At 66.0% G+C, this 22,307-nt stretch carries 22 protein-coding genes and 1 tRNA gene; 15 read left to right on the plus strand and 8 right to left on the minus strand.

Translation table 11 applies throughout. The annotated features are described in order from the left end of the window. Window positions 1-77: 77 nt before the first annotated feature. The 4 genes from gabT to J9314_RS15985 form a co-directional block, all read right to left on the minus strand. A complete protein-coding gene (gabT, locus tag J9314_RS15970; protein WP_210603296.1) occupies window positions 78-1,445 on the minus strand; it encodes a 4-aminobutyrate--2-oxoglutarate transaminase in 1,368 nt (455 codons plus the stop codon). Window positions 1,446-1,630: 185 nt separating this feature from the next. After that, on the minus strand, window positions 1,631-2,896 hold the full coding sequence (gene ygfZ, locus J9314_RS15975) for a CAF17-like 4Fe-4S cluster assembly/insertion protein YgfZ (protein WP_210603297.1): 1,266 nt from the start codon (window positions 2,894-2,896) through the stop codon (window positions 1,631-1,633). Between the two features lies 1 nt (window position 2,897). Then, window positions 2,898-3,497 carry a heme-binding beta-barrel domain-containing protein gene (locus tag J9314_RS15980; RefSeq protein WP_181272731.1) on the minus strand — a complete coding sequence of 200 codons (600 nt, stop codon included), beginning with the start codon at window positions 3,495-3,497 and terminating at the stop codon, window positions 2,898-2,900. Between the two features lie 207 nt (window positions 3,498-3,704). After that, window positions 3,705-4,508, minus strand: coding sequence for an ammonia permease (locus tag J9314_RS15985; RefSeq protein WP_246490442.1), 804 nt, complete (start codon window positions 4,506-4,508; stop codon window positions 3,705-3,707). Window positions 4,509-4,602: 94 nt separating this feature from the next. On the opposite strand from J9314_RS15985, the gene J9314_RS15990 reads away from it, so the two are divergent. From J9314_RS15990 to pstB, 8 genes are all read left to right on the plus strand, one after another. Continuing rightward, entirely contained in the window at window positions 4,603-5,643 is a 1,041-nt protein-coding gene (locus tag J9314_RS15990) for a winged helix-turn-helix domain-containing protein (protein WP_210603298.1), read from the plus strand. After that, complete coding sequence (gene mshD, locus J9314_RS15995) at window positions 5,640-6,629, plus strand: mycothiol synthase (RefSeq protein WP_210603299.1); 990 nt, start codon at window positions 5,640-5,642, stop codon at window positions 6,627-6,629. The genes J9314_RS15990 and mshD overlap by 4 nt, the downstream gene beginning before the upstream one ends. Beyond that, window positions 6,604-8,778, plus strand: coding sequence for an RNA degradosome polyphosphate kinase (locus J9314_RS16000; RefSeq protein ID WP_210603300.1), 2,175 nt, complete (start codon window positions 6,604-6,606; stop codon window positions 8,776-8,778). Before mshD ends, J9314_RS16000 begins: the two co-directional genes overlap by 26 nt. After that, a complete protein-coding gene (locus tag J9314_RS16005; RefSeq protein ID WP_210603301.1) occupies window positions 8,775-9,752 on the plus strand; it encodes an NUDIX hydrolase in 978 nt (325 codons plus the stop codon). Before J9314_RS16000 ends, J9314_RS16005 begins: the two co-directional genes overlap by 4 nt. Window positions 9,753-9,934: 182 nt before the next feature. After that, window positions 9,935-11,035 carry a phosphate ABC transporter substrate-binding protein PstS gene (gene pstS / locus J9314_RS16010; RefSeq protein WP_425514166.1) on the plus strand — a complete coding sequence of 367 codons (1,101 nt, stop codon included), beginning with the start codon at window positions 9,935-9,937 and terminating at the stop codon, window positions 11,033-11,035. Window positions 11,036-11,241: 206 nt separating this feature from the next. Then, window positions 11,242-12,192, plus strand: a complete 951-nt coding sequence (gene pstC / locus J9314_RS16015; protein WP_181273235.1) for a phosphate ABC transporter permease subunit PstC — start codon at window positions 11,242-11,244, stop codon at window positions 12,190-12,192. A gap of 5 nt (window positions 12,193-12,197) precedes the next feature. Beyond that, the gene (gene pstA, locus J9314_RS16020) at window positions 12,198-13,334 is read left to right on the plus strand and encodes a phosphate ABC transporter permease PstA (RefSeq protein ID WP_210603303.1); all 1,137 of its coding nucleotides are present in this window, start codon (window positions 12,198-12,200) and stop codon (window positions 13,332-13,334) included. Window positions 13,335-13,386: 52 nt separating this feature from the next. Next, complete coding sequence (pstB, locus tag J9314_RS16025) at window positions 13,387-14,166, plus strand: phosphate ABC transporter ATP-binding protein PstB (protein WP_210603304.1); 780 nt, start codon at window positions 13,387-13,389, stop codon at window positions 14,164-14,166. Between the two features lie 247 nt (window positions 14,167-14,413). On the opposite strand, the gene J9314_RS16030 is transcribed toward pstB, so the two are convergent. Then, window positions 14,414-15,052, minus strand: coding sequence for a winged helix-turn-helix transcriptional regulator (locus tag J9314_RS16030; RefSeq protein WP_210603305.1), 639 nt, complete (start codon window positions 15,050-15,052; stop codon window positions 14,414-14,416). Window positions 15,053-15,172: 120 nt separating this feature from the next. Here J9314_RS16030 and J9314_RS16035 point away from each other — a divergent pair, with 120 nt between their 5' ends. The 3 genes from J9314_RS16035 to J9314_RS16045 are packed head-to-tail and all read left to right on the plus strand — an operon-like array spanning window position 15,173 to window position 16,600. Next, the gene (locus tag J9314_RS16035) at window positions 15,173-15,733 is read left to right on the plus strand and encodes a dihydrofolate reductase family protein (protein ID WP_210603306.1); all 561 of its coding nucleotides are present in this window, start codon (window positions 15,173-15,175) and stop codon (window positions 15,731-15,733) included. Between the two features lie 22 nt (window positions 15,734-15,755). Continuing rightward, window positions 15,756-16,121, plus strand: a complete 366-nt coding sequence (locus J9314_RS16040; protein WP_210603307.1) for a hypothetical protein — start codon at window positions 15,756-15,758, stop codon at window positions 16,119-16,121. Continuing rightward, window positions 16,118-16,600: a DUF4383 domain-containing protein gene (locus tag J9314_RS16045; RefSeq protein WP_210603308.1), complete on the plus strand. Its 483-nt coding sequence runs from the start codon at window positions 16,118-16,120 to the stop codon at window positions 16,598-16,600. The genes J9314_RS16040 and J9314_RS16045 overlap by 4 nt, the downstream gene beginning before the upstream one ends. A 218-nt stretch (window positions 16,601-16,818) precedes the next feature. Here J9314_RS16045 and J9314_RS16050 read toward each other — a convergent pair whose 3' ends face one another. The 3 genes from J9314_RS16050 to J9314_RS16060 form a co-directional block, all read right to left on the minus strand. Continuing rightward, window positions 16,819-17,829, minus strand: coding sequence for an inorganic phosphate transporter (locus J9314_RS16050; protein WP_210603309.1), 1,011 nt, complete (start codon window positions 17,827-17,829; stop codon window positions 16,819-16,821). Between the two features lie 3 nt (window positions 17,830-17,832). Beyond that, window positions 17,833-18,498 (minus strand): DUF47 domain-containing protein, encoded by a 666-nt coding sequence (locus J9314_RS16055; RefSeq protein WP_246490444.1) that lies wholly within the window; start codon window positions 18,496-18,498, stop codon window positions 17,833-17,835. A gap of 303 nt (window positions 18,499-18,801) precedes the next feature. Further along, entirely contained in the window at window positions 18,802-19,389 is a 588-nt protein-coding gene (locus J9314_RS16060) for a hypothetical protein (protein ID WP_181272717.1), read from the minus strand. A 175-nt stretch (window positions 19,390-19,564) separates the two neighbouring features. Here J9314_RS16060 and J9314_RS16065 point away from each other — a divergent pair, with 175 nt between their 5' ends. From J9314_RS16065 to J9314_RS16080, 4 genes are all read left to right on the plus strand, one after another. After that, window positions 19,565-20,503, plus strand: coding sequence for a hypothetical protein (locus J9314_RS16065; protein WP_246490445.1), 939 nt, complete (start codon window positions 19,565-19,567; stop codon window positions 20,501-20,503). Window positions 20,504-20,698: 195 nt separating this feature from the next. After that, window positions 20,699-20,771 (plus strand) — tRNA-Lys (locus tag J9314_RS16070). A 253-nt stretch (window positions 20,772-21,024) separates the two neighbouring features. Further along, entirely contained in the window at window positions 21,025-21,699 is a 675-nt protein-coding gene (locus J9314_RS16075; protein ID WP_210603310.1) for a hypothetical protein, read from the plus strand. Between the two features lie 61 nt (window positions 21,700-21,760). Beyond that, complete coding sequence (locus J9314_RS16080; RefSeq protein WP_210603311.1) at window positions 21,761-22,246, plus strand: RDD family protein; 486 nt, start codon at window positions 21,761-21,763, stop codon at window positions 22,244-22,246. The last annotated feature ends 61 nt before the right edge of the window (window positions 22,247-22,307 follow it).

Below are 22,307 nucleotides of genomic sequence, written 5' to 3' on the forward strand. Positions count from 1 at the left end.
TCCCCCGAACTACCTGACGGCGGCCCAGCAACCTTGCGCGAGGTTGCTGCGCCGCCGTCAGGTAGTAATTGGAGGGGTTAGGCGGGGAGGAGTTCGGCGAGACCGGCCTCGATGACGTCGAAGGCGTCGTGGAGCAGCTCGTCGGAGATCGTCAGCGGCGGCAGGAAGCGCAGGATGTTGCTGAAGGTTCCCGTGGTGAGCACGAGGACGCCGTTCTTCGCGCAGTAGTCCGCGATCTTCTTCACCAGGTCCGCATTCGGCTCGATCGAGTCGTGCTCGACGAACTCGGCGGCGATCATGGCTCCGCGGCCGCGGATGTCGCCGACCTCGGGGTACTTCGACTGCAGCTTGGTCAGACGGTCGACGATGATCTCGCCGATGTGTCCGGCCCGATCGGCCAGCCCGTCCTCCTCATACGCGGCGATCGCGCCGAGGGCGGCGGCACATGCGGTGGGGTTGCCTCCATAGGTTCCGCCGAGGCGGCCCGGCCCGACCGAGTCCATGATCTCCGCACGACCGGTCACGGCCGAGAGCGGCAGACCGCCGGCGATGCCCTTGGCCGTGGTGATGAGGTCGGGGACGATGCCCTCCCATTCGGAGGCGAACATCTTGCCGGTGCGAGCGAAGCCGGCCTGGACCTCGTCGGCGACGAAGACGATGCCCTTCTCGCGGGCGTACTCGACCAGCGTGGGCAGGAAGCCCTCGGCCGGAACGATGAAGCCGCCCTCACCCTGGATGGGTTCGATGACGATCGCGGCGACGTATTCGGAGCCGATCTGCTTCTCGATCATCGTGATGACGCGCTTGGCCGCATCCTCACCGCTGATCTTCGTGCCGGCCGCGTCGTTGTCGCGGAACGGGTAGGACATCGGTGCCCGGTAGACCTCACCGGCGAAGGGACCGAAGCCGGCCTTGTAGGGAGCGGCCTTCGCGGTCATCGCCATGGTCAGGTTGGTGCGGCCATGGTAGGCGTGGTCGAAGACGACGACGGCGTCGCGGCCGGTGTGGGCGCGAGCGATCTTCACGGCGTTCTCGACAGCCTCGGCGCCGGAGTTGAGCAGCACGGTGCGCTTCTCGTGGTCGCCCGGGGTGAGGCGGTTGAGGGCTTCGGCGACCTCGACGTAGCTCTCGTACGGGTTGACCATGAAGCAGGTGTGGGTGAAGGCCTCGATCTGGGCCTTCGCGTTCTCGACCACGCGGGCGTTCGAGTTGCCGGCGGTGGTCACGGCGATGCCCGACCCGAGGTCGATGAGCTGGTTGCCGTCGACGTCCTTGAGGATCGCACCTCCGGCGGCCACCACATAGGCGGGAAGACTCGAACCGACACCGGTCGCCACGGCTGACTTGCGACGCGCCTCGAGTTCACGGGACTTCGGTCCGGGGATCTCGGTGACGAGTTGACGTTCCTGCGGCAGAGCTTCGCCGCCAATTTCCAAAGCTGTCATAAAGGGAAGAATAGGGGTTCGCGACGGTTCTTGTCACTTGCCGTCCGCGGGATGAGCAGAACATCACGATCCGCTCGTTGACAGGTGCGGAATCCGTTGCGATTCGGGTGCCGGAGATCAGCTGGTCCGGCAATCGACGATCGGGCGGATCAGTGGCAGGAGACCTGCCGAATCGATGGCACGAATCAGCGGTTGCGACCGCGTGCGTCGACGTCGCGATTGCGGCCCGGCAGTTCGCGTTCGTGTTCGCGCACGGGGACCACGATGGTCTCCTGGGCGCCGACGACACGGTCGCCGTCACTCATTTCGAAGCTCAGGGTCGCTTCGGGCGAGAGATTGCGTTTGACCACGGCGAGGCCGATCGGGCCGAGCTCCCAGTGCACGGTCACCGAGGTCAGCGTCCCCACGGATCGTTCGGATCCACGGACCTCCGCGAGCACCTCGGTGCCGGGGTCGGGGGCGATGTGCCCGGACCCGTCGAGGTGGACGAAGACCATCCGCCGAGGCGGCTGACCGAGGTTGTGGACCCGTGCCACCGCCTCCTGACCGCGGTAGCATCCCTTGGCCAGGTGGACGGCCGTGCGGAGCAGGTCGAGTTCGCCGACGAGCGATTTGTGATCGATCTCATTGCGTCCCGGTCGCCAGGCGGCGATCCGCAGCGCCTCCCATGCGTCGAACCCGGCCATGGCGAAATCGTTCGCTGACAGCCCGGCCAAGTCGGTGCGTCTGACGATGCCGATGACGAACGGAGTCTCGAGTCCGGGATGGTCGGTGCCGGCGACCTCGAGGCCGAGGTCGACCTGGGCGTAGGACGCCGAACCGGTGCCGATGTGCGGCCACGGATCGGACCACAGCTTCGTCACGGGCAGCTTCTCCGGCAGGGCGGTGACGGCGCCGAAGCACTGGTAGTCGTCGCTGAGGTCCTCGATCTCGACGCGCATCATGAAGACCATCCTGCGGAGGAAGTCGAGGGTCTCATCGGTGTTGAGGTCGCTGATGGCCCACAGTGCCTCGCCGTCGTCGACGATCTTCAGCCAGCCTTCGATGCGGCCGTTGGGGTCGAGGACGAGGGTTTCGGTGGACACACCGGGAGCCAGGGCATCGATCTTCTGCGTGGTGATCGAGTTCAGCCACGTCAGACGGTCGGGGCCGCTCAAGCGCAGCACCCGCAGATGGGCGAGGTCGACGAGGCCGTCCTTCTCTTGAAGGACGCGCTGTTCGCGCAGGGATGCCCCGTAGTGGATGGGCGTCTGCGCCAGCTCTCCCGCTCCGAGCACCGCGGTCGAGCTCAGACCCCGGGCGAGCGAGGAACGACGCGCCGCCTCGGCGAGGGCATCCGTCGAGGTCTCGACGGCCTCAGGTGTGCCGGCCGGAGCCTCGGCGAGGGTGTCGGGAGTCTCCGGCGACGGCGAATCGGAGACGTCAGAGTTCGGCGACACGGGATCGGTCATCTTAAGACAGCTTCTTCAATCTGGCGGAGGAGTGGGAGGCGAGTTCGTGACCCATGGCCGCCATATCCCAGGCCCACATCAGTTCGCCTCCGACGAGTCCGTACATCCGCGTCGAGGCGGTGTACTCCTTCGAGGTCTTCGTGCGGGCGACGACATCGGTGGCGAGGTCGATGCGCGGGCCCTTGACGGTGCCCGCGTAGAGTTCCATGACTCCGTGCGGGTGAACGATCTCGGCTTCGATCTCGAACGCGTCGTCATTCGTGCGCAGCGTTTCGACGGCCGCGGCGGAGGTGAAACTCTGGTCGGCGGTGGGCACCATCATGCCCGGACCGACGTCGCCCTCATCGCGCTGACGCACGAGCTGCCAGATGCCGGTCTCGAGCGTCAGGGTCGATTCGAGCTCCCCGCCTTCGGTCAGCAGCCACGCATGCGCGGTGTACTGCAGATACGGGGTGCCCTCGTGGGCGACGAAGTCGACGCGCTGGCCGAACTGCTTCTCAGGCGTATCCGCGTAGCCGACGACTCCGACGCCTTCCCACGACCCGATCAGCCAGGACAGGGGGACGAGCTCCGGATGGACCGAGGCGTCAAGTTCGATCATCGGTCTCAGCGGTTGTCTTTGAACAGCGCGGTGACGACCTTGACTCCCACGCCCAGGGCACCGAGTGCGGCGATGCCGACGAGGCTGGAGAAGACGATTTCGAGAGCAACGAGATTTTCCATGCCCTCAGTCTACAGTTCCCGGCAACTCGTTGTGCATCCGGTTCGCCGGCACAGAAGTCCGCTGCAGACCCGGATGGGGAGGTCCTCAGAGTGCGATGCGTTCGAGGGCGTAGACGACGACGCCGCCGAGGGCGATCGGGGCAGCACCCAGGGCGAGCTGGACGGCGAAGCTGCGCGCCTTCTCCACGTTCTTCTTCAGCTCGATGTTCTGTGAGGCCTCGAGGCTCGCCGCCTGGAACTTCGCGAACGCGACGAGTCCGAGCATCCGATCGACCGCGGCGACGAGCAGACCCATAACGATTCCCAGCACGAGCGCGGTCGGCCATGAGATCGCATGTTCGAACACGAGCACGGAGAGGATTCCGGCGACGGCGGTGGCCATGACGATAGCCAGGGGCGAGGTGTAGATCGCCGGCCACGGCAGCGCGGTCATGCACTGGGCCATCAGCAGAGCGAAGAGGCCGACGACGATGGCCTCCTTGTCACCGGGCACCGTGATCGCCGCGACCCAGGTGCTCGCGGACAGGACGATGACGAGGCCGGAGACCTGCGCGGAGACGTTCGCCACCGCGTCCGAGGCGCCGATTCCGCGGGTGAGGTTCTGCACGAACGTCCATAGCAGGCCCAGGCCCGCGAGCACCGGCAGCCAGTCGAGGTATGGTGCGGAGTCGTCGTTCCATGCGGCGAAGAGACCGGCCACCCCGAAGAGGGCGAGCATGATCGACGTCGCCCGCGGCTGCGGGGAGTCCGTCAGGCGCGGCCAACCGTAGGCCACGCCGAAGACGATGAGCCCGGTCGCAAACAGGAACAGCGTGTAGCCCCAGTACACGGAGGCACTCAGGGCCAGCACCAGCACCAGTGCGACGGCTACTCGAATCCATCTGATCACAGCACTATCGTGCCTCATCCGGTCACGGCTTCGCGATTTCGCACTCGCTATACTTCTACTCAGACGACACACACCGAGGAGGTGGAGGCAGCACATGCGGATCCTGCACATCTGCCCCACGGCTCGCCTCGAATCCCCCATCGCCCCCGAATCGCTGCAGTACCTCGGACACCAGGTCAGCCGCCTCGGCGCCGAGGCCCTGACCACCGCCGACCGTGAGTCGCTCGACGCCGACGTCGTCATTGCCGACGCCTGCCTCGACCTGTCCCTGGCCCCGCGGATCGCCGAGGTGCTCACCCACCGCAGCGTCACCGCGCCGGTCATCGTCGTGCTCGGAGAGGGCGGACTGGCGACCGCCTCGGCGAAGTGGAACGTGTCAGATTTCATCCTCACGACTGCCGGCCCCGCCGAGGTGGAGGCGCGGCTGCGCGTGGCCCGTGATCGTCAGCGTCAGGCTGCGGCCTCCGGCCCCTACTCAGGCGGGGCGCGCCTCGGCGGCCCGTATCTTGCCGGCGCCGGCGGCATGGGGGCGACGGTCAGCGGCATCGGTCGGGGGCCGGTCCGCACCGGACGCGGTCCCCTCGATTCCGGGCGCGGCCCGGTCGCCACCTCCCGGGAGGCCGGTGCGCAGGGGTACTTCGGCGAGGGGGTCGAGGGCGGTCCGTGGAATGCCGACGGTGAGCCGATGATCGTCGTCACCGGCACTCTGCGCATCGACGAGACCGCATTCACCGCCGAGCTCGGCGGTCGCAGCCTCGACCTGACCTATCGCGAGTTCGCGCTGCTGAAGTTCTTCGCGATGCACCCCGAACGCGTCTTCACCCGCGACGAGATCCTGCTGGCCGTGTGGGGTGACGACTACTTCGGCGGCACCCGCACCGTCGACGTGCATGTCCGACGCCTCCGTGCGAAACTCGGCAAAGACCTCGAGAACGCCATCCACACGGTGCGCAATGTCGGCTACCGATTCAGCGCTGACAGCGTCACCGAGGACGAGGATGAGGGCGAGGAGAACGACGCACCCGACTCCGCGGAATCAGGGAAGGAGTCCTCGACTTCCGCGGGGAGCGGGCACCCCGAAGACGAGCATCCCGACTCGGGAGAGACGACGAGCACGGAGGACGTGAAGGTATGACGATAACGGCCAGCGGAGCGGTCACGGGCACCCCCATCGACACCCTCACCGAGGCGGAGCAGGCGTTCCTCGACCGCGTGGCTCTCGCCGACGGCGCTGCCGAGATCTCCGGCGGGCTCATCGCCATCGCCACCGGTGAGGACACCTCCCACGAGGCGCAGACCGCCTCGAGCGTGTGGCGTGTGTACGGCAGCGGCACAACCCCGTCCGCCGGCGCTGGGGACGGTGCGCAGATCACAGACCCTGATGGCGCAGCCGAGCTCATCGGCTTCGGCATCCGCGCCCTGCAGGGAGAGCGGCACGCCGCCGAATTCGTCATCGCCCCCGAACACCGCGGCACCGGCCTCGGCGAGAAGCTGCTGCGGACGATCATCGACGAGCAGCCCGAGGCCTGGTGCTGGTCCCACGGCGACCACCCCGCCGCTGCCCATCTGGCGAAGAAGTACGGACTCGGCCGCGACCGCGTCCTCTACCAGATGCGCACCGAAGGAGGTCTGAGCCTGACCGACCTGCCCGAGACCGATGCCCCCGACGGTGTGGAGATCCGTTCGTTCGCACCCGGTGACGAAGACGGCTGGCTGGCCGTGAATAATGCCGCCTTCGACTGGCACCCCGAACAGGGTTCGCAGACCCGCGCCGACATCGACTCCATCGTCACCGCCGACGATTTCGACCCGGATACGGTCATCCTCGCCGTCCGCGACGGTGAGGTCATCGGCTTCCACCAGACGAAGATCACGGACACGGAGACTGAAGGCCGCCTCGGCGAGGTCTATGTCGTCGGGGTCGACCCGCACATCCACGCCAAGGGGGTGGGCAAGGCGCTCACGGTCGAGGGCCTGCGACGGATGGTCGCCGACGGGGCCGGGGTCATCGAACTCTACGTCGAATCGGACAATGCTCCGGCGCTAGGCTTGTACGAGCGGTTGGGCTTCCACGTCGCGATCGCGCACGTGGCCTATGCACCCGCAGGCGAGAAGGAGTAGAGCGTTGTACGACATCGCAGCAGCCGGGCAGGAGCTGAATCTGCCCGACCCGGCCGACCGTTTCCTCGACCGCGAACTCAGCTGGCTCGCGTTCAACGAACGCGTCCTCGACCTCGCCTCCGACCCGGAGATCCCGCTGCTCGAGCGGGTCCGGTTCCTCTCGATCTTCGCGACCAACCTCGACGAGTTCTTCATGGTCCGCGTCGCCGGCCTCAAACGCCGCATCAACACCGGCCTGGCCGTGCCGAGTGTCACCGGCCGGATGCCCGCGCAGGTCATGCACGACATCGGCGTGCGCGCCTACGAACTGATGAGCCGGCACGCCGCCCTGCTCAAGGACGACATCGGCCCCCGCCTCGACGCGGAGTCGATCACGAAGGTCCAGGTCGAGGACCTCACCGAGGACGAGCGCGCCCGCGTCGACGAATTCTTCTTCGGTCACGTCTTCCCCGTCCTCACACCCCTGGCGGTCGATCCCGCGCACCCGTTCCCCTACATCTCGGGCCTCTCGCTCAACCTCGGCGTGCTCCTGCGCTATCCGGAATCCGGCAAGGAGCTCTTCGCCCGGGTCAAGGTGCCACCTCGCCTGCCCCGGTTCTTCAACGTCGCCGAGGCGACCGACCGCCCCGCCGGACGCGACGTCCCGGCCCGCTTCGTCGCCCTCGAGGACATCATCGCCGAACACCTCGGCACGCTGTTCGAAGGCATGGAGGTCATCCACCACTCGACGTTCCGCGTCACCCGCAACGAGGACCTCGAGGTCGAAGAGGACGATGCGGAGAACCTGCTCAAGGCCCTGGAGAAAGAGCTGCTGCGCCGCCGCTTCGGACCGGCCGTGCGGATGGAGATCACGGAGAACATCCACCCCCGGGTGCTCGAGATGCTCAAGGACGAACTGGGCATCCACGAATCCGAGATCTACCATCTGCCGACGCCGCTCGACCTCTCCGGCATGTCCGACATCGCCGATGTGCCCCGCGATGATCTGCACTATCCGAAGATGGTTCCGCAGATGAACAAGGACCTCTCCCTGCGCGAATCCAGTGATCAGGTCGACGTGTTCTCTGCCGTGTCCAGCCGTGACATCCTGCTCCACCACCCGTACGACTCGTTCTCCACGAGTGTGCAGGCCTTCCTCGAGCAGGCCGCCGCGGACAAGAATGTGCTCGCGATCAAGCAGACGCTCTACCGCACCTCCGGCGATTCGCCGATCATCGATGCCCTCGTCGATGCCGCGCAGGCCGGTATCCAGGTCCTCGCCGTCGTCGAGATCAAGGCCCGCTTCGACGAGGAGGCCAACATCACGTGGGCACGCAAGCTCGAGCGCGCCGGCGTCCACGTCGTCTACGGCATCGTCGGTCTCAAGACGCATGCGAAGCTCTCCCTCGTCGTCCGTCAGGAGGCCGAGGGACTGGCCCGCTACTGCCACGTCGGCACCGGCAACTACCATCCGAAGACCGCACGCGGGTACGAAGACTTCGGTCTGCTGACCAGAGACACCGCCGTCGCCGACGATCTGACGAAGCTGTTCAACCAGCTCTCCGGCTACGCCCCGCGCTCGGAGTACTCACGCCTCCTCGTCGCTCCGACCCAGGTGCGCACCGGACTCGTCGACCTCATCGAATCAGAGATCGCCATCGCCGAGGCCGGCGGTGCCGGGCAGGTGAGGATCAAGGTCAACTCCATCGTCGACGAAGCCATCATCGACGCCCTCTACCGGGCTTCCCGAGCCGGGGTGAGCGTCGAGGTGTTCGTCCGCGGCATCTGCGCCCTGCGTCCGGGCATCGAAGGGCTGAGCGAGAACATCACGGTCCGCTCCGTGCTCGGTCGGTTCCTCGAACACTCCCGCGCCTTCGTCTTCGGCAACGGCGGGGACCCGATCGTCTACATCGGTTCGGCGGACATGATGCACCGCAACCTCGACCGGCGGGTCGAGACCCTCGTGCAGATCGTCCAGGACAACCACCGGGAGGAGATCATCGATCTGTTCGATCTCGCCTTCGCGGAGACCACCTCGGCGTTCGAACTCGCCGCAGACGGCAAGTGGACCCGGCGCACCCACGACGCCGACGGCACCATCCTCATCGACTATCAGACGGAGCTCATCCGCCGTCACCGCAATCGTCGGCGGATCGGGGACGAGGCGTGAGCGGCCCTTCACCGGTCGAAACCGCGCAGGCGTCGTCGCGTGTCGACGCCGATGTGCTGGCAGCCGGTGCCGTGTGCTGGCGTCATGGGGCCGATGGCCTCGAGGTCGCCCTCATCCACCGTCCGAAGTACAACGACTGGTCCTGGCCCAAGGGCAAGGTCGAGCCCGGTGAGACGCTGCCCGAAGCGGCCGTGCGTGAGGTCAGGGAAGAGACGGGATTCGACATCCATCTGGGCATCCCGCTGCCCACGGCCGATTACATGGTGGGAGGGAAGAACCGCAAGAAGGTCTTCTACTGGTCCGCCGAGGTCAAGGGCGATCCCCCGTTCGCGCCGATGAACGAACGCGAGGTCGACCGGGCACAGTGGCTGCCGGTCGAGCAGGCGCGGACGAAGCTGACCTCCTATGCCGACCGCGATCAGCTCGATGCCCTGGAGAAGTACGATTCGACGGAGGCGCTGTCGGCCTGGCCGCTCATCCTCGTCCGCCACGGCAAGGCGTTCCCGCGGTCGAAGTGGTATGAGACCGAGCATGTCCGCCCCCTGCTCAAGCTCGGCACCAGGCAGGCGATGGCGCTGACCGGGCTGCTCGGGGCGTGGGAGACGAAGAAGCTCATCTCCAGCCCGTGGAAGAGGTGCATGGCGACCCTGGCTCCGCTGTCGGCGGCGACGGGCAAGTCGATCAAGAAGGTGACGACACTGTCCGAGAAGGCCACGGCGGCGAACCCGGCGAAGACCGCACGGTGGATCGAGAAGATCCTCGAGAAGGGCAAGCCCGTCATCTTCTGCACCCACCGTCCAGTGCTGCCGACGATCTTCGAGGTCTACCGTTCGCACGCACCCAAACGGGTCGTCGAGAAGCTGCCGAAGGAGGACCCGTACCTCAAACCCGGTGAGGTCCTCATCGTCTACGTGCGTCCGGGCCCGGTGCCGCGCATCGTCGAGATCGAACGCGTCCGCCCCATCGACGGCTGACAACGATCCTTTCACGAATACGGCCGGGGCTGTGACCGAGCACTCAGAACCGCGCGGATCCTTCAACCGTCGTTCACCTCCCATTCACGTTCCACCTCCTTGCACTTCACGCGTGATCCTTAGCGTGGACAGCGAACAATCGAGAACTCTCGAGCTGTCTCCACAACATGAAAGGCATCTTCGTGAAGATGAAGCATCTCGCCCCCTCCGCAGCGATTCTCGCGGTCGGCGCTCTCACCCTCTCAGCCTGCGGCGGAGCCTCGGCCACCGGAGAGGAAGCCAGCGGCGGCGACAGTGACCTGCAGGGCACCCTCACCGGCATCGGCGCCTCCTCGCAGAAGGCCGCCATGGATGCTTGGACCGCCGACTTCACCTCGGAGAACTCCGGCGTGACCGTCAACTACTCCCCCGACGGCTCGGGTGCCGGTCGTGAGCAGTTCCTGGCAGGCAACGCTCAGTTCGCCGGATCCGACGCTCACCTCGATGACGATGAGGTCGAGGCCGGCAAGGAAGCCTGCGGCGCCGACGGAGCCTACGAATTCCCGGTCTACATCTCCCCGATCGCCGTGACGTTCAACGTCGAAGGCGTCGACGAGCTCAACCTGTCGCCCGAGACCATCGCGAAGATCTTCAAGGGCGACATCACGAAGTGGAACGACGAGGCGATCAAGAAGGACAACCCGGACGCCGATCTGCCCGACACGAAGATCACCGCCGTCCACCGCGCCGACGACTCGGGCACCACCGAGAACTTCGCCGAGTACCTCAAGGCCACCGCCGAGAAGGATTGGGACGCCGAGGTCGACGGAAACTTCCCGAAGGAGTACGGCGGCGAGGCCGCTCAGGGCACCGACGGCATCATCCAGACCGTCTCGGACACCGACGGAGCCATCGGCTACGCGGATGCCTCGGCCGTCGGTGAGCTGAAGACCGCCAAGGTCAAGGTCGGCGACGAGTTCGTCGAGCTCTCCCCCGAGGCCGCAACCAAGGTCGTCGACGCCTCCGAGAAGGTCGAGGGACGCGGCGAAGGCGATCTCGCCTTCGACCTGGCCCGCGACACCACCGAGTCGGGCGCCTACCCGATCGTGCTCGTTTCCTACCACCTCGTCTGCTCCTCCTACAAGGATCAGGAGACCGTGGACATGGTCAAGGCCTGGGAGAAGTTCGTCATCTCGGAAGAGGGACAGAAGTCGGCCGCCGATTCGGCCGGCTCCGCCCCGCTGTCGGACGACCTGCGCTCGCAGATCGAGACCGTCATCGACTCGATCAAGGTCGCAGAGTGAGCCTTTCCGAATTCCATGATCGTGGTCTCTGACCTCGAAGAATAACCAACCGGGAGCGGCGCAGAGGCCCTGCGCCGCTCTTCGGTGCCTGTGGGACCACCCCGGTTCCACCACAAGTCACGTGAGGAGTACTTGTGCCGACCAGCACACAGACCACCGAGTCAGGCCCCACCGGGCCGAGCTCCGAACCCGAGGCCGGGCAGCAGATGCCGTCCTCGAAGCCCGACGGGCGCGCACCCAAGGCCGTCGTCCGTCCCGGCGACCGGATCTTCTCGGCCGCCACACTCATCGCCGGCATCCTGATCCTAGTCATCCTCGCCGGTGTGGCCCTGTTCCTGCTCGCCCAGTCGAAGGACACGATCGAAGCGCAGCTGACCGATCCCTCGCAGATCACCGGCGGCAAGGGGTTCTTCTCCTACGTCTGGCCGCTGGTCATCGGCACGCTCATCTCCGCGGCGATCGCGCTCGTCGTGGCGACGCCCTTCGCTTTGGGCATCGCGCTGTTCACCACGCACATGGCGCCGCGCAAGCTCGCCCCGGTGCTCGGATACGTCATCGACCTCCTCGCCGCCATCCCCTCGGTCGTCTACGGCCTGTGGGGCATCGCGCTGGCCGGCAACCTCACTGGCTTCTACCTGTGGCTGTCACAGTGGTTCGGCTGGATTCCGATCTTCGCGCCGGCCGCCGACGGCTCGGTGTCGCAGACGGGCCGCACCCTCCTCACCGCGTCCCTCGTCCTGTCGATCATGATCCTGCCGATCATCACCTCGCTCACGCGTGAGATCTTCCTCCAGACCCCGCGTCTGCAGGAGGAGGCGGCCTTGGCCCTCGGCGCCACCCGCTGGGAGATGATCCGGATGGCCGTGCTGCCGTTCGGCAAGTCCGGCATCGTCTCGGCGACCATGCTCGGCCTCGGTCGCGCACTCGGTGAGACCATGGCCGTGGCCATGATCCTCTCACCCGGCGTCCTCACTGCCTCACTGGTCGTCAGCGGCAACCAGACGATCGCCTCTGAGATCGCGCAGAACTTCCCGGAGGCCGCCGGCCTGCGCCTGTCCGAGCTCATCACGGTCGGACTCGTCCTCTTCGTCATCACCCTGCTGGTGAACATGGGAGCCCGCGCCATCGTCGCCCGTACTTCGGTGAAGGGAAGCTGAGAAGAATGACCACTGCAGATACCGTCGTCTCCAAGCCCGCGAAGCTGACCTCAAAACAGCTGCCCAAAGCGACCCCGTGGGTCGTCGCAGCAGCCTCGATCATCGCGGCGATCGTCATCAGCTTCATCGCCTTCGGCGGCTTCAACATCCCCGTCGTCGCCGTCCTCGCCGGCCTCATCAACCTCATCGCCGTGTTCGTGCTCTCCGCCTCCTACGAAGGCCGCCGCAAGGCCGTCGACCGGGTCGCGACCACGATCGTCACGTCGACGTTCATCCTCGCGTGCGTTCCCCTCGTCTCGCTCCTGTGGCTGACCGTATCCAAGGGCGGGGCCGCGATCAGCGGCGACCTGCTGACCCGGACCATGCTCGGCATGAAGGGCGTGCTCGATCAGCAGTATGTCGCCGGCGAGGCCACCCTGGCCGGCGGCTTCTACCATGCGATCGTCGGCACCGTGCTCATCACCGTAGCAGCATGCATCATCTCGATCCCGGTCGGCGTCCTCACCGCCATCTACCTCGTCGAGTACGCGAACAAGAACCGCCTGGGCAAGGCCATCACCTTCCTCGTCGACGTGATGACCGGCATCCCCTCGATCGTCGCCGGTCTCTTCGCCTTCGCGCTGTTCTCGACGGTCGCGAACCTCATCATGCCGGCCTCGGCGGGAATCGCGAAGACCGGCTTCACCGCGGCCGTGGCCCTGTCGGTGCTGATGATCCCGATCGTCGTGCGCAACACGGAGGAGATCCTCCGTCTGGTGCCGATGGATCTGCGGGAGGCCTCCTACGCCCTGGGCGTGCCGAAGTGGAAGACGATCGTGAAGATCGTGCTGCCCACCTCGGTGTCGGGGATCCTCTCGGGCGTCACCATCGCCATCGCACGCGTCATCGGCGAGACCGCTCCGATCATGGTCACCGCCGGCTTCGCGAAGACGCTGAACTGGAACCTGTTCTCCGGCTGGATGTCGACGCTGCCGACCTTCATCTACGACTCGCAGCTGCGCCCGGTCTCCCCCGGCGCAGCCGCTCTGGCCAGCTCCGAGCGCGCCTGGGCCGCCGCCCTGGTGCTCGTCGTGCTGGTCATGGTCCTCAACCTGCTCGCCCGCATCATCGCGAAGGTCCTCGCCCCGAAGGCCGGACGCTGATGGCCAGCTTTCGATTCTCTAGACTCATCAATATCCACGGATAGGAAACACAATGTCCAAGCAGATCGACATCAAGGATCTCGACATCTTCTACGGCGACTTCCGCGCCGTCGACGGTGTGCAGATGCAGATCAAACCCCGCTCCGTGACCGCCTTCATCGGCCCCTCCGGCTGCGGCAAGTCCACCGTGCTGCGCACGCTCAACCGCATGCACGAAGTCATCCCGGGAGCCAGCGTCTCCGGCGAGGTCCTCATGGACGGCAACAACATCTACGGCGCCGGCGTCGACCCCGTCAACGTCCGCCGCGAGGTCGGCATGGTCTTCCAGCGTGCGAACCCGTTTCCGACCATGAGCATCAAGGAGAACGTGCTCGCCGGGGTGCGCCTGAATAACAAGCGCCTGTCGAAGTCCGAAGCCGACGACCTCACCGAGCGTGCCCTGCGCGGAGCGAACCTCTGGAACGAGGTCAAGGACCGCCTCAACCTGCCCGGCTCCGGACTCTCCGGCGGTCAGCAGCAGCGACTGTGCATCGCCCGCGCAATCGCCGTCGAACCCGAGGTCCTGCTCATGGACGAACCGTGCTCGGCCCTCGATCCGATCTCGACGCTGGCGATCGAGGACCTCATCAACGACCTCAAGGACAAGTACACGGTCGTCATCGTCACGCACAACATGCAGCAGGCCGCACGCGTGTCCGACAAGACCGCGTTCTTCAACATCGCCGGCACCGGCAAGCCGGGCAAGCTCATCGAGTTCAACGAGACTTCGTCGATCTTCTCCAACCCGGACAAGGAAGAGACCGAGAACTACATCTCCGGCCGCTTCGGGTGATGTGAGGCCGCGGCCGCGACGGCTCGTCGTTGCGGGCGTCCGGTCAGTCTTTTGGGCACACGGTCAGTCTTTTGGGTGCACGGTTCGTCGTTTCGGGCCGAATGCACTGGCAACACGTCAGTGTTTGGTCGATCCGGCGCGTTCTGCTCGTCAGAATCACGGTGGATCGACCAAACAATTCTGTTTTTCGCCGCGTCCGGCTCACTCTGCGGGCGGGCTCACTCTGCCGGCGGGCGCACCCTGCCGGCTAGCTGCCGACTGCCTCGTCGAGCGGGGCGCGGAAGGCCCGAACGAACTCGGCCAGCAGGCGCTGGTCGCCGCCCACTGTCACGGTTCCGGCCGCAAGCGCCGCCTGTGCATCGCCATCGGCGAGGAGATCCCGCAGTCCGGATCCGCCGACGAAGAACTGCGCGTGCGGATCGGCGCCTTCGGCCACGTCGACACCGGTCGCGGACACGGCGGCGTGCGCGATGGCCGGGCCCGCGGTCACCTCGACGGTGAATGGCTCGACTGCGTCCCCTGTGCGGGACGTCATCAGTGCGGCGGCCAGTGAGCTGTTTGTCGGCGCCTCTCCCTCTCGCGGGGCACCGAGGCGGCGAGAGCCCCATCGTCCGAGTCCGATGAGCACCGGCCCGAGGTCATTGCCGTAGTCGCTGAGCCGGTAGACGACGTGGCGCCCTTCGAGGCTGCGTTCGACGATCTCGCTGGATTCGAGTTCTCGCAGCCGGGTGGTCAAGAGGTTCGACGGGATTCCGGGGATGCCCTGACGCAGCTCGTTGAAGCGTTTCGGCCCGACGAGGAGGTCACGGAGGATGATGAGCGACCACCTCTCCCCCAGCACCTCGGCTGCCCGAGCGAGGCCGCAGTACTGGCCATACGATTTCATGATTGACAGTGTAACCACTTCGGTTCATTATTGAAATAGTAGTTCAGTTTATGAACCATTCGAGAATTGCTGTTCGAGCATCACTGCACTGAGCCACACACACTCAACGAGGAGTACATCATGAGCCGCACAGTCATCGCCGCCCTGTTCCAGTCACTCGACGGCGTCGCATCGGACCCGTTCAACTTCCAATTCGATTCCTTCGACCAAGAGATGGGCGAATGGATGACCACAGCCATCGGAGGAGTCGATGACTGCCTCCTCGGCCGGGTCACCTATCAGGAGTGGGAGAACTACTGGCCGAGTCACACCGAGGGCGAAGACTCGCCGTTCGCCGACTTCATCAACGCGACGCCCAAGCACATCGCTTCGACGACTCTGCGGTCCGAAGATCTCAGGTGGGAGAATTCGAGCCTCATCGACGGTGACCTCGTCGAGTTCGTGCGCGGTCTCAAGGCGGCCGACGGTGGGAAGATCGCCGTGGAAGGTTCCATGTCGGTGGTCCGTCAGCTCGTCGAGGCGGGGCTCGTCGATGAGCTGACTCTGGCGATCCATCCCGTCGTTGCGGGCAGCGGACGTTCACTCTTCGAAGGCGGAGCGACGACTCGCCTGGAGCTGCGCGATGTGCAGCAGACGAGCAAAGGCAACCTGCTCACCACGTACGGCCCCCGGCGCACATGACGCGATCGCGCCGAGACAACGGATGAGCGCCGAGGCAACGCTGTGTTCACAGTGGTCTCGGCGCTCAGCCGCTGTCTCGGCGCTCAGCCTCCGACCGATCGTCGCCCACCAGCTGTCGGCGAAGACCTCGGGCGGCCCGGCGAAGACGGTGCGCATCAGGCCGATGCCGCCGGTGAAGAGTGCCAGGGGCACGATCGTCGCGGGGATCGTCGCCAGCGTGATCGGCACGCGCCTGCCGCCCAAGGGACCCAGCCATGCCGACAGGCGCTCGCGGCAGGTCAGGGGTGGTGCCCGCTGCGGAGAATTCCTCGTTACGACATCCATCCGCGACCGGGAGGGCTCCGAATCACCGGTGACATTGATCATTCCGTCGAAAGGACCGTCATGACCACGCCGCGTTCCGCTTCACCGTCCGACTCCCAGTCATCGCGCACCGCCACCCTCAGGCAAGGAGGGCGCAGCCCAGTGCAGGTCGTCGCCGGCATCTTCGGCGCCGTGTTCCTGCTTGTCGGCATCCTCGGCTTCATCCCGGGGATCACCACAAATCTCGGGACCATCATGTTCGCCGGGCACCATTCGGAGGCGGCTCTGCTGGGCATCTTCCAGGTCTCCGTGCTCCACAACGTCGTCCACCTGCTCTTCGGTATCGTCGGCCTGCTGGGCCTGCGCTCACGCGGGCTGGCGAAGAGCTACCTCATCGTCGGCGGCATCGTCTACGCGGTGCTGTGGATCTATGGACTCGTCGTGCCGATGGAGTCGATGGGCAACTTCGTCCCGCTCAACAGCGCCGACAACTGGCTGCACTTCGTCCTCGCAGCCGCGATGATCACGACGGGGTCCGTGTTCGGCCGCAAGTCACGAGGCTGATACCCCGAGGCCGAACCCGCGCCGTGCCCGAGGCTGGCACCGCGCTGGGGCTGGGTCCGCCAGGGCCGGCACCGCACTGGGGCCTGCCCCGCGCAGTGGCGGCCCGGCCATCGGTACGAGCCCGTCGAGACAACGGCGTCGCGCCGAGACCACGGTTCCTGCACACACAGTGGTCTCGGCGCGGCGCCGTTGTCTCGGGCGGCAGACACAAACAGCAGTCACATGACCGTGACCCTGACGATCCCGCCGATCACCACGGCCAACAGCGCCGCGGCCGGGATCGTCAGCAGCCACACACCGAACATCGGCACGAAGTAGCGGGCCCGAGCGTGGCCCTTCCGACCCGCGTACTGGGTGCCGAGGATCGACGACCCGAGCACGAAGGTCAGCGACACCGGCACGCGCATGACCAGGGCCGCAATGTACATGAGCACCGAGGCGGCCCCGTCGGCCACGGCCGATTTGAGCGGGTCGAGTCGGACCATCCGCACCGACAGGGTCCGCACCACTCGCCAACCGCTCAGCCCGGTGCCCACTGCCAGCGCGGCGGCGATGAGAATGCGCACCGGCCATGAGATGTCGAAGACCGAGAGACCATCCTGCGCGGTGGAATCGGCCGCGAGGATGGCCACCATGACCAGGGCCGCGACCTTCTGTGCATCCTGGACGCCGTGGACGAGTGACAGCGAGGCCGTGAGCACGGAGTCGACCATGCGCGCACCTCTGAACATCGGTTTCGGCGGTGTCGAGGCAAGCAGCTTCGACACCAGCAGCGTCAGCGCCCAGGCCAGAGCGAACCCGAGAATAGGTGAGAGCAGCAGCGGCCACACCACGGAGTTCATCGCCTCGGCACCGTTGACCGAGAACCCGAAGACCACACCGGCGCCGAGCAGACCGCCGATCAGACAGTGCGTCGAAGACACCGGAAGCGCGAGGAAATAGGTGAACAGACTCCAGATCGTCGCTGCGACGAAGGCGATGAGCAGACAGGTGAGGATGAGGGAGTCCGAGCCGGTGAACAAGACGATCTGGTTGGCCACGACGAGGGCGATGCCTTCGCCGAGCAGCGCCCCGATGAAGTTGAAGACCACGGCCAGGCTGAGCGCCCAGCCCGGTTTGAGTGCACGCCCGACAACGGCGTTGCCGATGGTCAGAGCGGCGTCGTGGAAGCCGTTCGAGCCGGCGAAGATCACCGCGGCGATGATGACACCGGCCAACAGCAGCTCCACGGACTACGACTCCTTGATCGCGATGGCGGCGACGACCTTGCCGAGCTCGGTGAATCCGTGGGCGGCCCGGACGAACGCCTGCCCGAGCTGGGAGACCGCGGCCATGTAGGTCAGCCCTCGTTTGGAGTTCGGCACCGCGTCCGACATCCGCCACTGCAGGGTCTCGACCTGGTACGTCAACCGATTGATCGCATCGACATAGTCCCACTGGTCGAGCTTGCCCGGCAGCCGACTGATCAGGCGGGAGGTGTGGTCGGTCTGGTTCGACAGCACCGCGAGGGTCTCCGGGACACCGGAGGGCAGAGGATCGAACGCCTCGGAGGCGAGGACGAAGCCGACCCCGTGCAGGCGGTGGCAGATGTCTCGCATGTGATGGCTGAGCAGGTACAGGTCGTTGCGGTCGAAGGGGGTGATGTAGTTCTCCCGCAGTGCCCGCAGCATCGCGCCCATGTCTTCGTCGGCCTTGTCCCCGATCTCGCGGAGGCGGTCGGCGACGTCACGACGGGAGCCGACGTCGATGCCGGAGAGTTCAGCGAGCACCAGATTGCATTGCCGCATCTGAGAGACGAGATCGGACAGCCGCTCATAGAAGACAGTGTCCTGCGGTACTCGCTTGAGCCGCATGCGCTCCTCCTGCCCGGGGCCCGGTCGCGCCGGACGAATGTGCATGATGCCTCAATGATATGTGCCGAACGCTGGACCGAGAGCGCCTCTCGGCGGAAGGCCGCTCGAAGCGGCTGAATTTGGAGCCCGGGGCTTCAGCGATCCAGCGTCCGGTGGCCCGAAGGCCACCCCCTACGATACTCGTTCACACTGATGAGTCCACCGCCGAGGCGGCCCTTCGTGCGTTGATAATCTCACAGTCCCGATGATGGCCGGGCAGGAATACGATCCCGAGGTCGGCGAGACGGAAACGAGCGTGCGTGAGTTGGTCGGGGCCACCTCGGCGAGACTGCTTCCGGGGGTCACCGGTCAGTCGAGGCCGCCTCGGCGATGGGCGACGGCGGCGTCGGTGAGGTCCTGGGAGAGTCGGCGCAGTCGGGTGCCCGTGTCCGCGTCGTCGGTGCCTTCGGCGCAGATGCCGACGAACGCGGCGGCGCGCAGCAGGGCGATGACGACGTCGCCGCGGAAGGCCCCGGCGAGGATCTCGTCGATCGCGCGGGCGACTTCGTCGGGGCCGGCGGGGAGCTCGACGCCGGCGAGGATCTCCTCGTAGCCGATGCCGCGGTCGATGCGACGCTGTCCGTCAGAGAACATCTCGGAGAGTTCGCGAGGCGCGGTCCTGATCCACTGGCGCAGGGCGTAGAGGCGCCAGAGGGCACCGGGTGCGGAGACGGCGGGGGCGGCCGACCACATCTCGGCGATGAGCTCGAAGCCGATGTCATCGGCGAGGTCGATGAATCGCCTGGTGGCCGCCTCGTCGCGGTTGCCGTCGGCATCACCGAGGAGCAGGGCAGCGGTGGCGTGGGACGTTTCGGAGCGGGAGACGGGGTCGTCGGAGGCGCCGACGGAGTCGAGGTCGGCGAGGGGAACGGGGCGGTGGAAGGGGCGCTGTGTCATCGTCAGGGCAGTCTAGTCCCTGCAAGTGTGCGCCGACCAGGGCGCAGGTCACAGTCCGGCTTTCGTTCGACGGTCAGGATCCGCTCGTTCGACTCACAGTGGTCGCTACTAAGCTTGGCAGTGATTCGCGTCTGCGACCCGCAGGTGCGAGTGACCGAAACGAGGAGGAACTCTCGTGGCAAAATCATCAGTGGCGAAGAAGGGCATCGACAAGGCGGCGCAGCTCGCGGTCAACGACGATGGCACCCTCAATCCCCGCGCCCAGTCGATGTTGTCGCGTCTGCTGTCCGTGCAGCGCCCCGTCGCCCTGGCCTATGTGCGCAGTCTGCGCCGCAGGCACCCCGATGCGACTCCCGAAGAGCTCATCAAGATCATTCGCCGTCACTACCTCACGCTCACGACCTCAAGCGGAGCCGCAGTCGGTGCCACCGCGGCCGTCCCCGGGCTCGGCACGACCGCAGCTCTCGGCGTGGCAACCGTGGAGACCGGAGGATTCCTCGAGGGCACCGCTCTGTTCGCGCAGGCGGTCTCGGAGATCCACGGACTGCCTGTCGCCGATGCCAAGCGTGCGAACGCACTGGTGCTCGGCCTCATGCTGGGCAAGGACGGGAAGAACCTCGTTCAGCGTTTCAGCAAGAAGAACGGCGGAGTGGACTCCATGCTCGGCAGCTGGGGTTCGACCGTGACCAAACAGCTGCCCGCTCCGCTGGTGGATCTGCTGGTGCGCAAACTGCGGAAGACCTTCATCCGCAAGTTCGCCGCGCGCGCCGGCGGTTCCCTCGTCGGTCGGCTCCTGCCTTTCGGCATCGGTGCTGTCATCGGCGGCGTGGTCAACGCGCAGATGGCCCGCCAGGTCGCAAAGGAGTCGACCGAAGCGTTCGGTGCCGCACCGACGGTCTTCCCCATCGAGACCGATCCCGAGTATGTGGCCCCGAAGAAGGATCGCAGACTGCTGTCGGGGCTCAAGTACGTCTCCGCGCTGGTCGGGAAGCTGAAGAAGGACAAGGGCATCGAGTCCGAGGTCATCGAACCCAGCGACTCCGCAAAGCTCGAGGCGCCGGACGGTCTGCCTCGGACCTATGACGGTGATGATCGCCCCGAACTGGAGAAGTGATCGTCAGCGTTCTGTGGTGAACTGCAGGACGAAGATCTGAGGGACTCTCTGAATGGGGTCGACGGTGATGAGAGTCGCCGTCGGCCCCGTTCTTATGCCCCTGAGTCGGGTTTGAGTAATGCGGTCGCGAACCTCTAATATGAGTGAGTCTCCAACTGCTTCTCGCGGGCTCTGCCATGCGGTCATGTTGGGAAGGGGCCTCTAGCTCAGTTGGTAGAGCAGCGGACTTTTAATCCGCGGGTCGTGGGTTCGATCCCCACGGGGCCCACACTCGACAATGCCCCTCACCTGCATAAACGCAGGTGAGGGGCATTCGTCATATTGGGTCGCAGAGGCGGACGGGCTCCGGTGCCCGTCGAGTGCAGCGCAGCCCATCGGTTGTATCAGAACCGGCACAGCATGTGCCCTATCGAGCACCCTCTGCAGGCGAGAGACCGCATAGTGTCGGACCCGTCAGCTACTTACTGCCGCCGACGGCACCGTTCGCGGTCGGCTCCTCCAATCGAAAGCAGGGAAGAACCATGAACCGCATCCGACTCCGCCCGACCACGCTGCTCACACGTTCAGCCGCTGTCGCCGTCGCCTCGGTGCTTGCGCTCACAGCCTGCGGGGCGAACGATCGGGACACCGCCGACGAGGCCGACTCCAGCGAGCAGGAACGGACCGAAGAGTCCGATTCGGCTCCGCTCTCGCAGGAGACCGAGGAAGCTGAGGAGGCAGCGGAGACCGACGGCGCGGCTGCCGCAGGTGAGGGCACCGAGGTGAAGGTCGGCGCCGAATTCACCGACGAGGAGACCGGGGACGTCGTCACCATCGTCTCGGCGGTGCGCAACAACCCCACCGAATACTACGAAGCCAGCGACAACCCCGACGGTGAGATGGTCTACCTCGAGGTGAGGGTCGTCCCCGGCAAGGAATACGGCGGAACGATCAGCGTGTCCGACTTCTACCTCGATGACGGAGGAGACGAGGCGAACTACGCATCGACGGCGAAGGACGAACTCGAAGACGCCGGCTATGAGTACTTCGACAGTGCTCCCCGCCGCGAGGGCGAGCACACCGGCTATGTGCCGATCTACATCAGCGAGACCGCCGATTCCCTCAAGGGTGCGTACGTCCGACCGGAAGCGAAGGTCATCGGCGAGAACAAGAAGGTCCCGGAGTTCCGCTCCGAGTTCGACATCCCCGCGCCCTGAGCTGCAGAGCGAATATGATGGCAGGGCCGGGTGCCCAGCCGATGACGAGAGAATTGAGCAGATGAGCGCGAACTACGGAGCCTACGTCCGTACCAAGATGCATGACCCGGCGGATGGGACCTACCGCAACGGCGCTCTCCTGCCACAAGCCTCACCGACCAGGCGCTGGTGGGCGAGGATCCTCGACGCGCTCTTCGTCCTCGTCTCCACCGGACTGATCATCGGCATGGCCCTGGCTCTGTCCGCAGCGAGCGTGATCTCACTCGATGCCGCGACGAGAGCGTGTCTCATCAGCTACCCGCTCATGGTCCTCGTCTTCGGTGCCCTCTACGGGTGCACTGCTTCGCCCGGCCAGGCACTGTGCGGCGTTGTGTCGCTGCAGGTGGATCACGGCAGGCGCGTCGGGCTCTGGCGTGGAATGGGACGATACCTCGCCGTCGGGTTCTTCCCGATCGCCATCACCGTCGTCATCTGGGCGTTCCTCGACGCACCGACGATCGACTCTGTACCGGTCAAGGTCTTCCGCCGAACGTCGCAGGTCAGATAGACGCGAAGTCAGGTACGCGCGGCCTCAGCGTTCGACCAGACCGCCGAAAAAGCACTGGAGC

It is taken from the genome of Brevibacterium oceani (genome assembly GCF_017948325.1).
GTDB classification, from domain to species: Bacteria; Actinomycetota; Actinomycetes; order Actinomycetales; family Brevibacteriaceae; genus Brevibacterium; species Brevibacterium oceani.

What these genes read in the sequence shown, in the direction of transcription:
- gabT (WP_210603296.1), bottom strand. Translation starts at nt 1,445, where the DNA reads ATGACAGCTTTGGAAATTGGCGGCGAAGCTCTGCCGCAGGAACGTCAA.
- ygfZ (WP_210603297.1), bottom strand. Translation starts at nt 2,896, where the DNA reads ATGACCGATCCCGTGTCGCCGAACTCTGACGTCTCCGATTCGCCGTCG.
- J9314_RS15980 (WP_181272731.1), bottom strand. Translation starts at nt 3,497, where the DNA reads ATGATCGAACTTGACGCCTCGGTCCATCCGGAGCTCGTCCCCCTGTCC.
- J9314_RS15990 (WP_210603298.1), top strand. Translation starts at nt 4,603, where the DNA reads ATGCGGATCCTGCACATCTGCCCCACGGCTCGCCTCGAATCCCCCATC.
- mshD (WP_210603299.1), top strand. Translation starts at nt 5,640, where the DNA reads ATGACGATAACGGCCAGCGGAGCGGTCACGGGCACCCCCATCGACACC.
- J9314_RS16000 (WP_210603300.1), top strand. Translation starts at nt 6,604, where the DNA reads ATGCACCCGCAGGCGAGAAGGAGTAGAGCGTTGTACGACATCGCAGCA.
- pstC (WP_181273235.1), top strand. Translation starts at nt 11,242, where the DNA reads ATGCCGTCCTCGAAGCCCGACGGGCGCGCACCCAAGGCCGTCGTCCGT.
- pstA (WP_210603303.1), top strand. Translation starts at nt 12,198, where the DNA reads ATGACCACTGCAGATACCGTCGTCTCCAAGCCCGCGAAGCTGACCTCA.
- pstB (WP_210603304.1), top strand. Translation starts at nt 13,387, where the DNA reads ATGTCCAAGCAGATCGACATCAAGGATCTCGACATCTTCTACGGCGAC.
- J9314_RS16030 (WP_210603305.1), bottom strand. Translation starts at nt 15,052, where the DNA reads ATGAAATCGTATGGCCAGTACTGCGGCCTCGCTCGGGCAGCCGAGGTG.
- J9314_RS16035 (WP_210603306.1), top strand. Translation starts at nt 15,173, where the DNA reads ATGAGCCGCACAGTCATCGCCGCCCTGTTCCAGTCACTCGACGGCGTC.
- J9314_RS16040 (WP_210603307.1), top strand. Translation starts at nt 15,756, where the DNA reads ATGAGCGCCGAGGCAACGCTGTGTTCACAGTGGTCTCGGCGCTCAGCC.
- J9314_RS16045 (WP_210603308.1), top strand. Translation starts at nt 16,118, where the DNA reads ATGACCACGCCGCGTTCCGCTTCACCGTCCGACTCCCAGTCATCGCGC.
- J9314_RS16055 (WP_246490444.1), bottom strand. Translation starts at nt 18,498, where the DNA reads ATGCACATTCGTCCGGCGCGACCGGGCCCCGGGCAGGAGGAGCGCATG.
- J9314_RS16060 (WP_181272717.1), bottom strand. Translation starts at nt 19,389, where the DNA reads ATGACACAGCGCCCCTTCCACCGCCCCGTTCCCCTCGCCGACCTCGAC.
- J9314_RS16075 (WP_210603310.1), top strand. Translation starts at nt 21,025, where the DNA reads ATGAACCGCATCCGACTCCGCCCGACCACGCTGCTCACACGTTCAGCC.
- J9314_RS16080 (WP_210603311.1), top strand. Translation starts at nt 21,761, where the DNA reads ATGAGCGCGAACTACGGAGCCTACGTCCGTACCAAGATGCATGACCCG.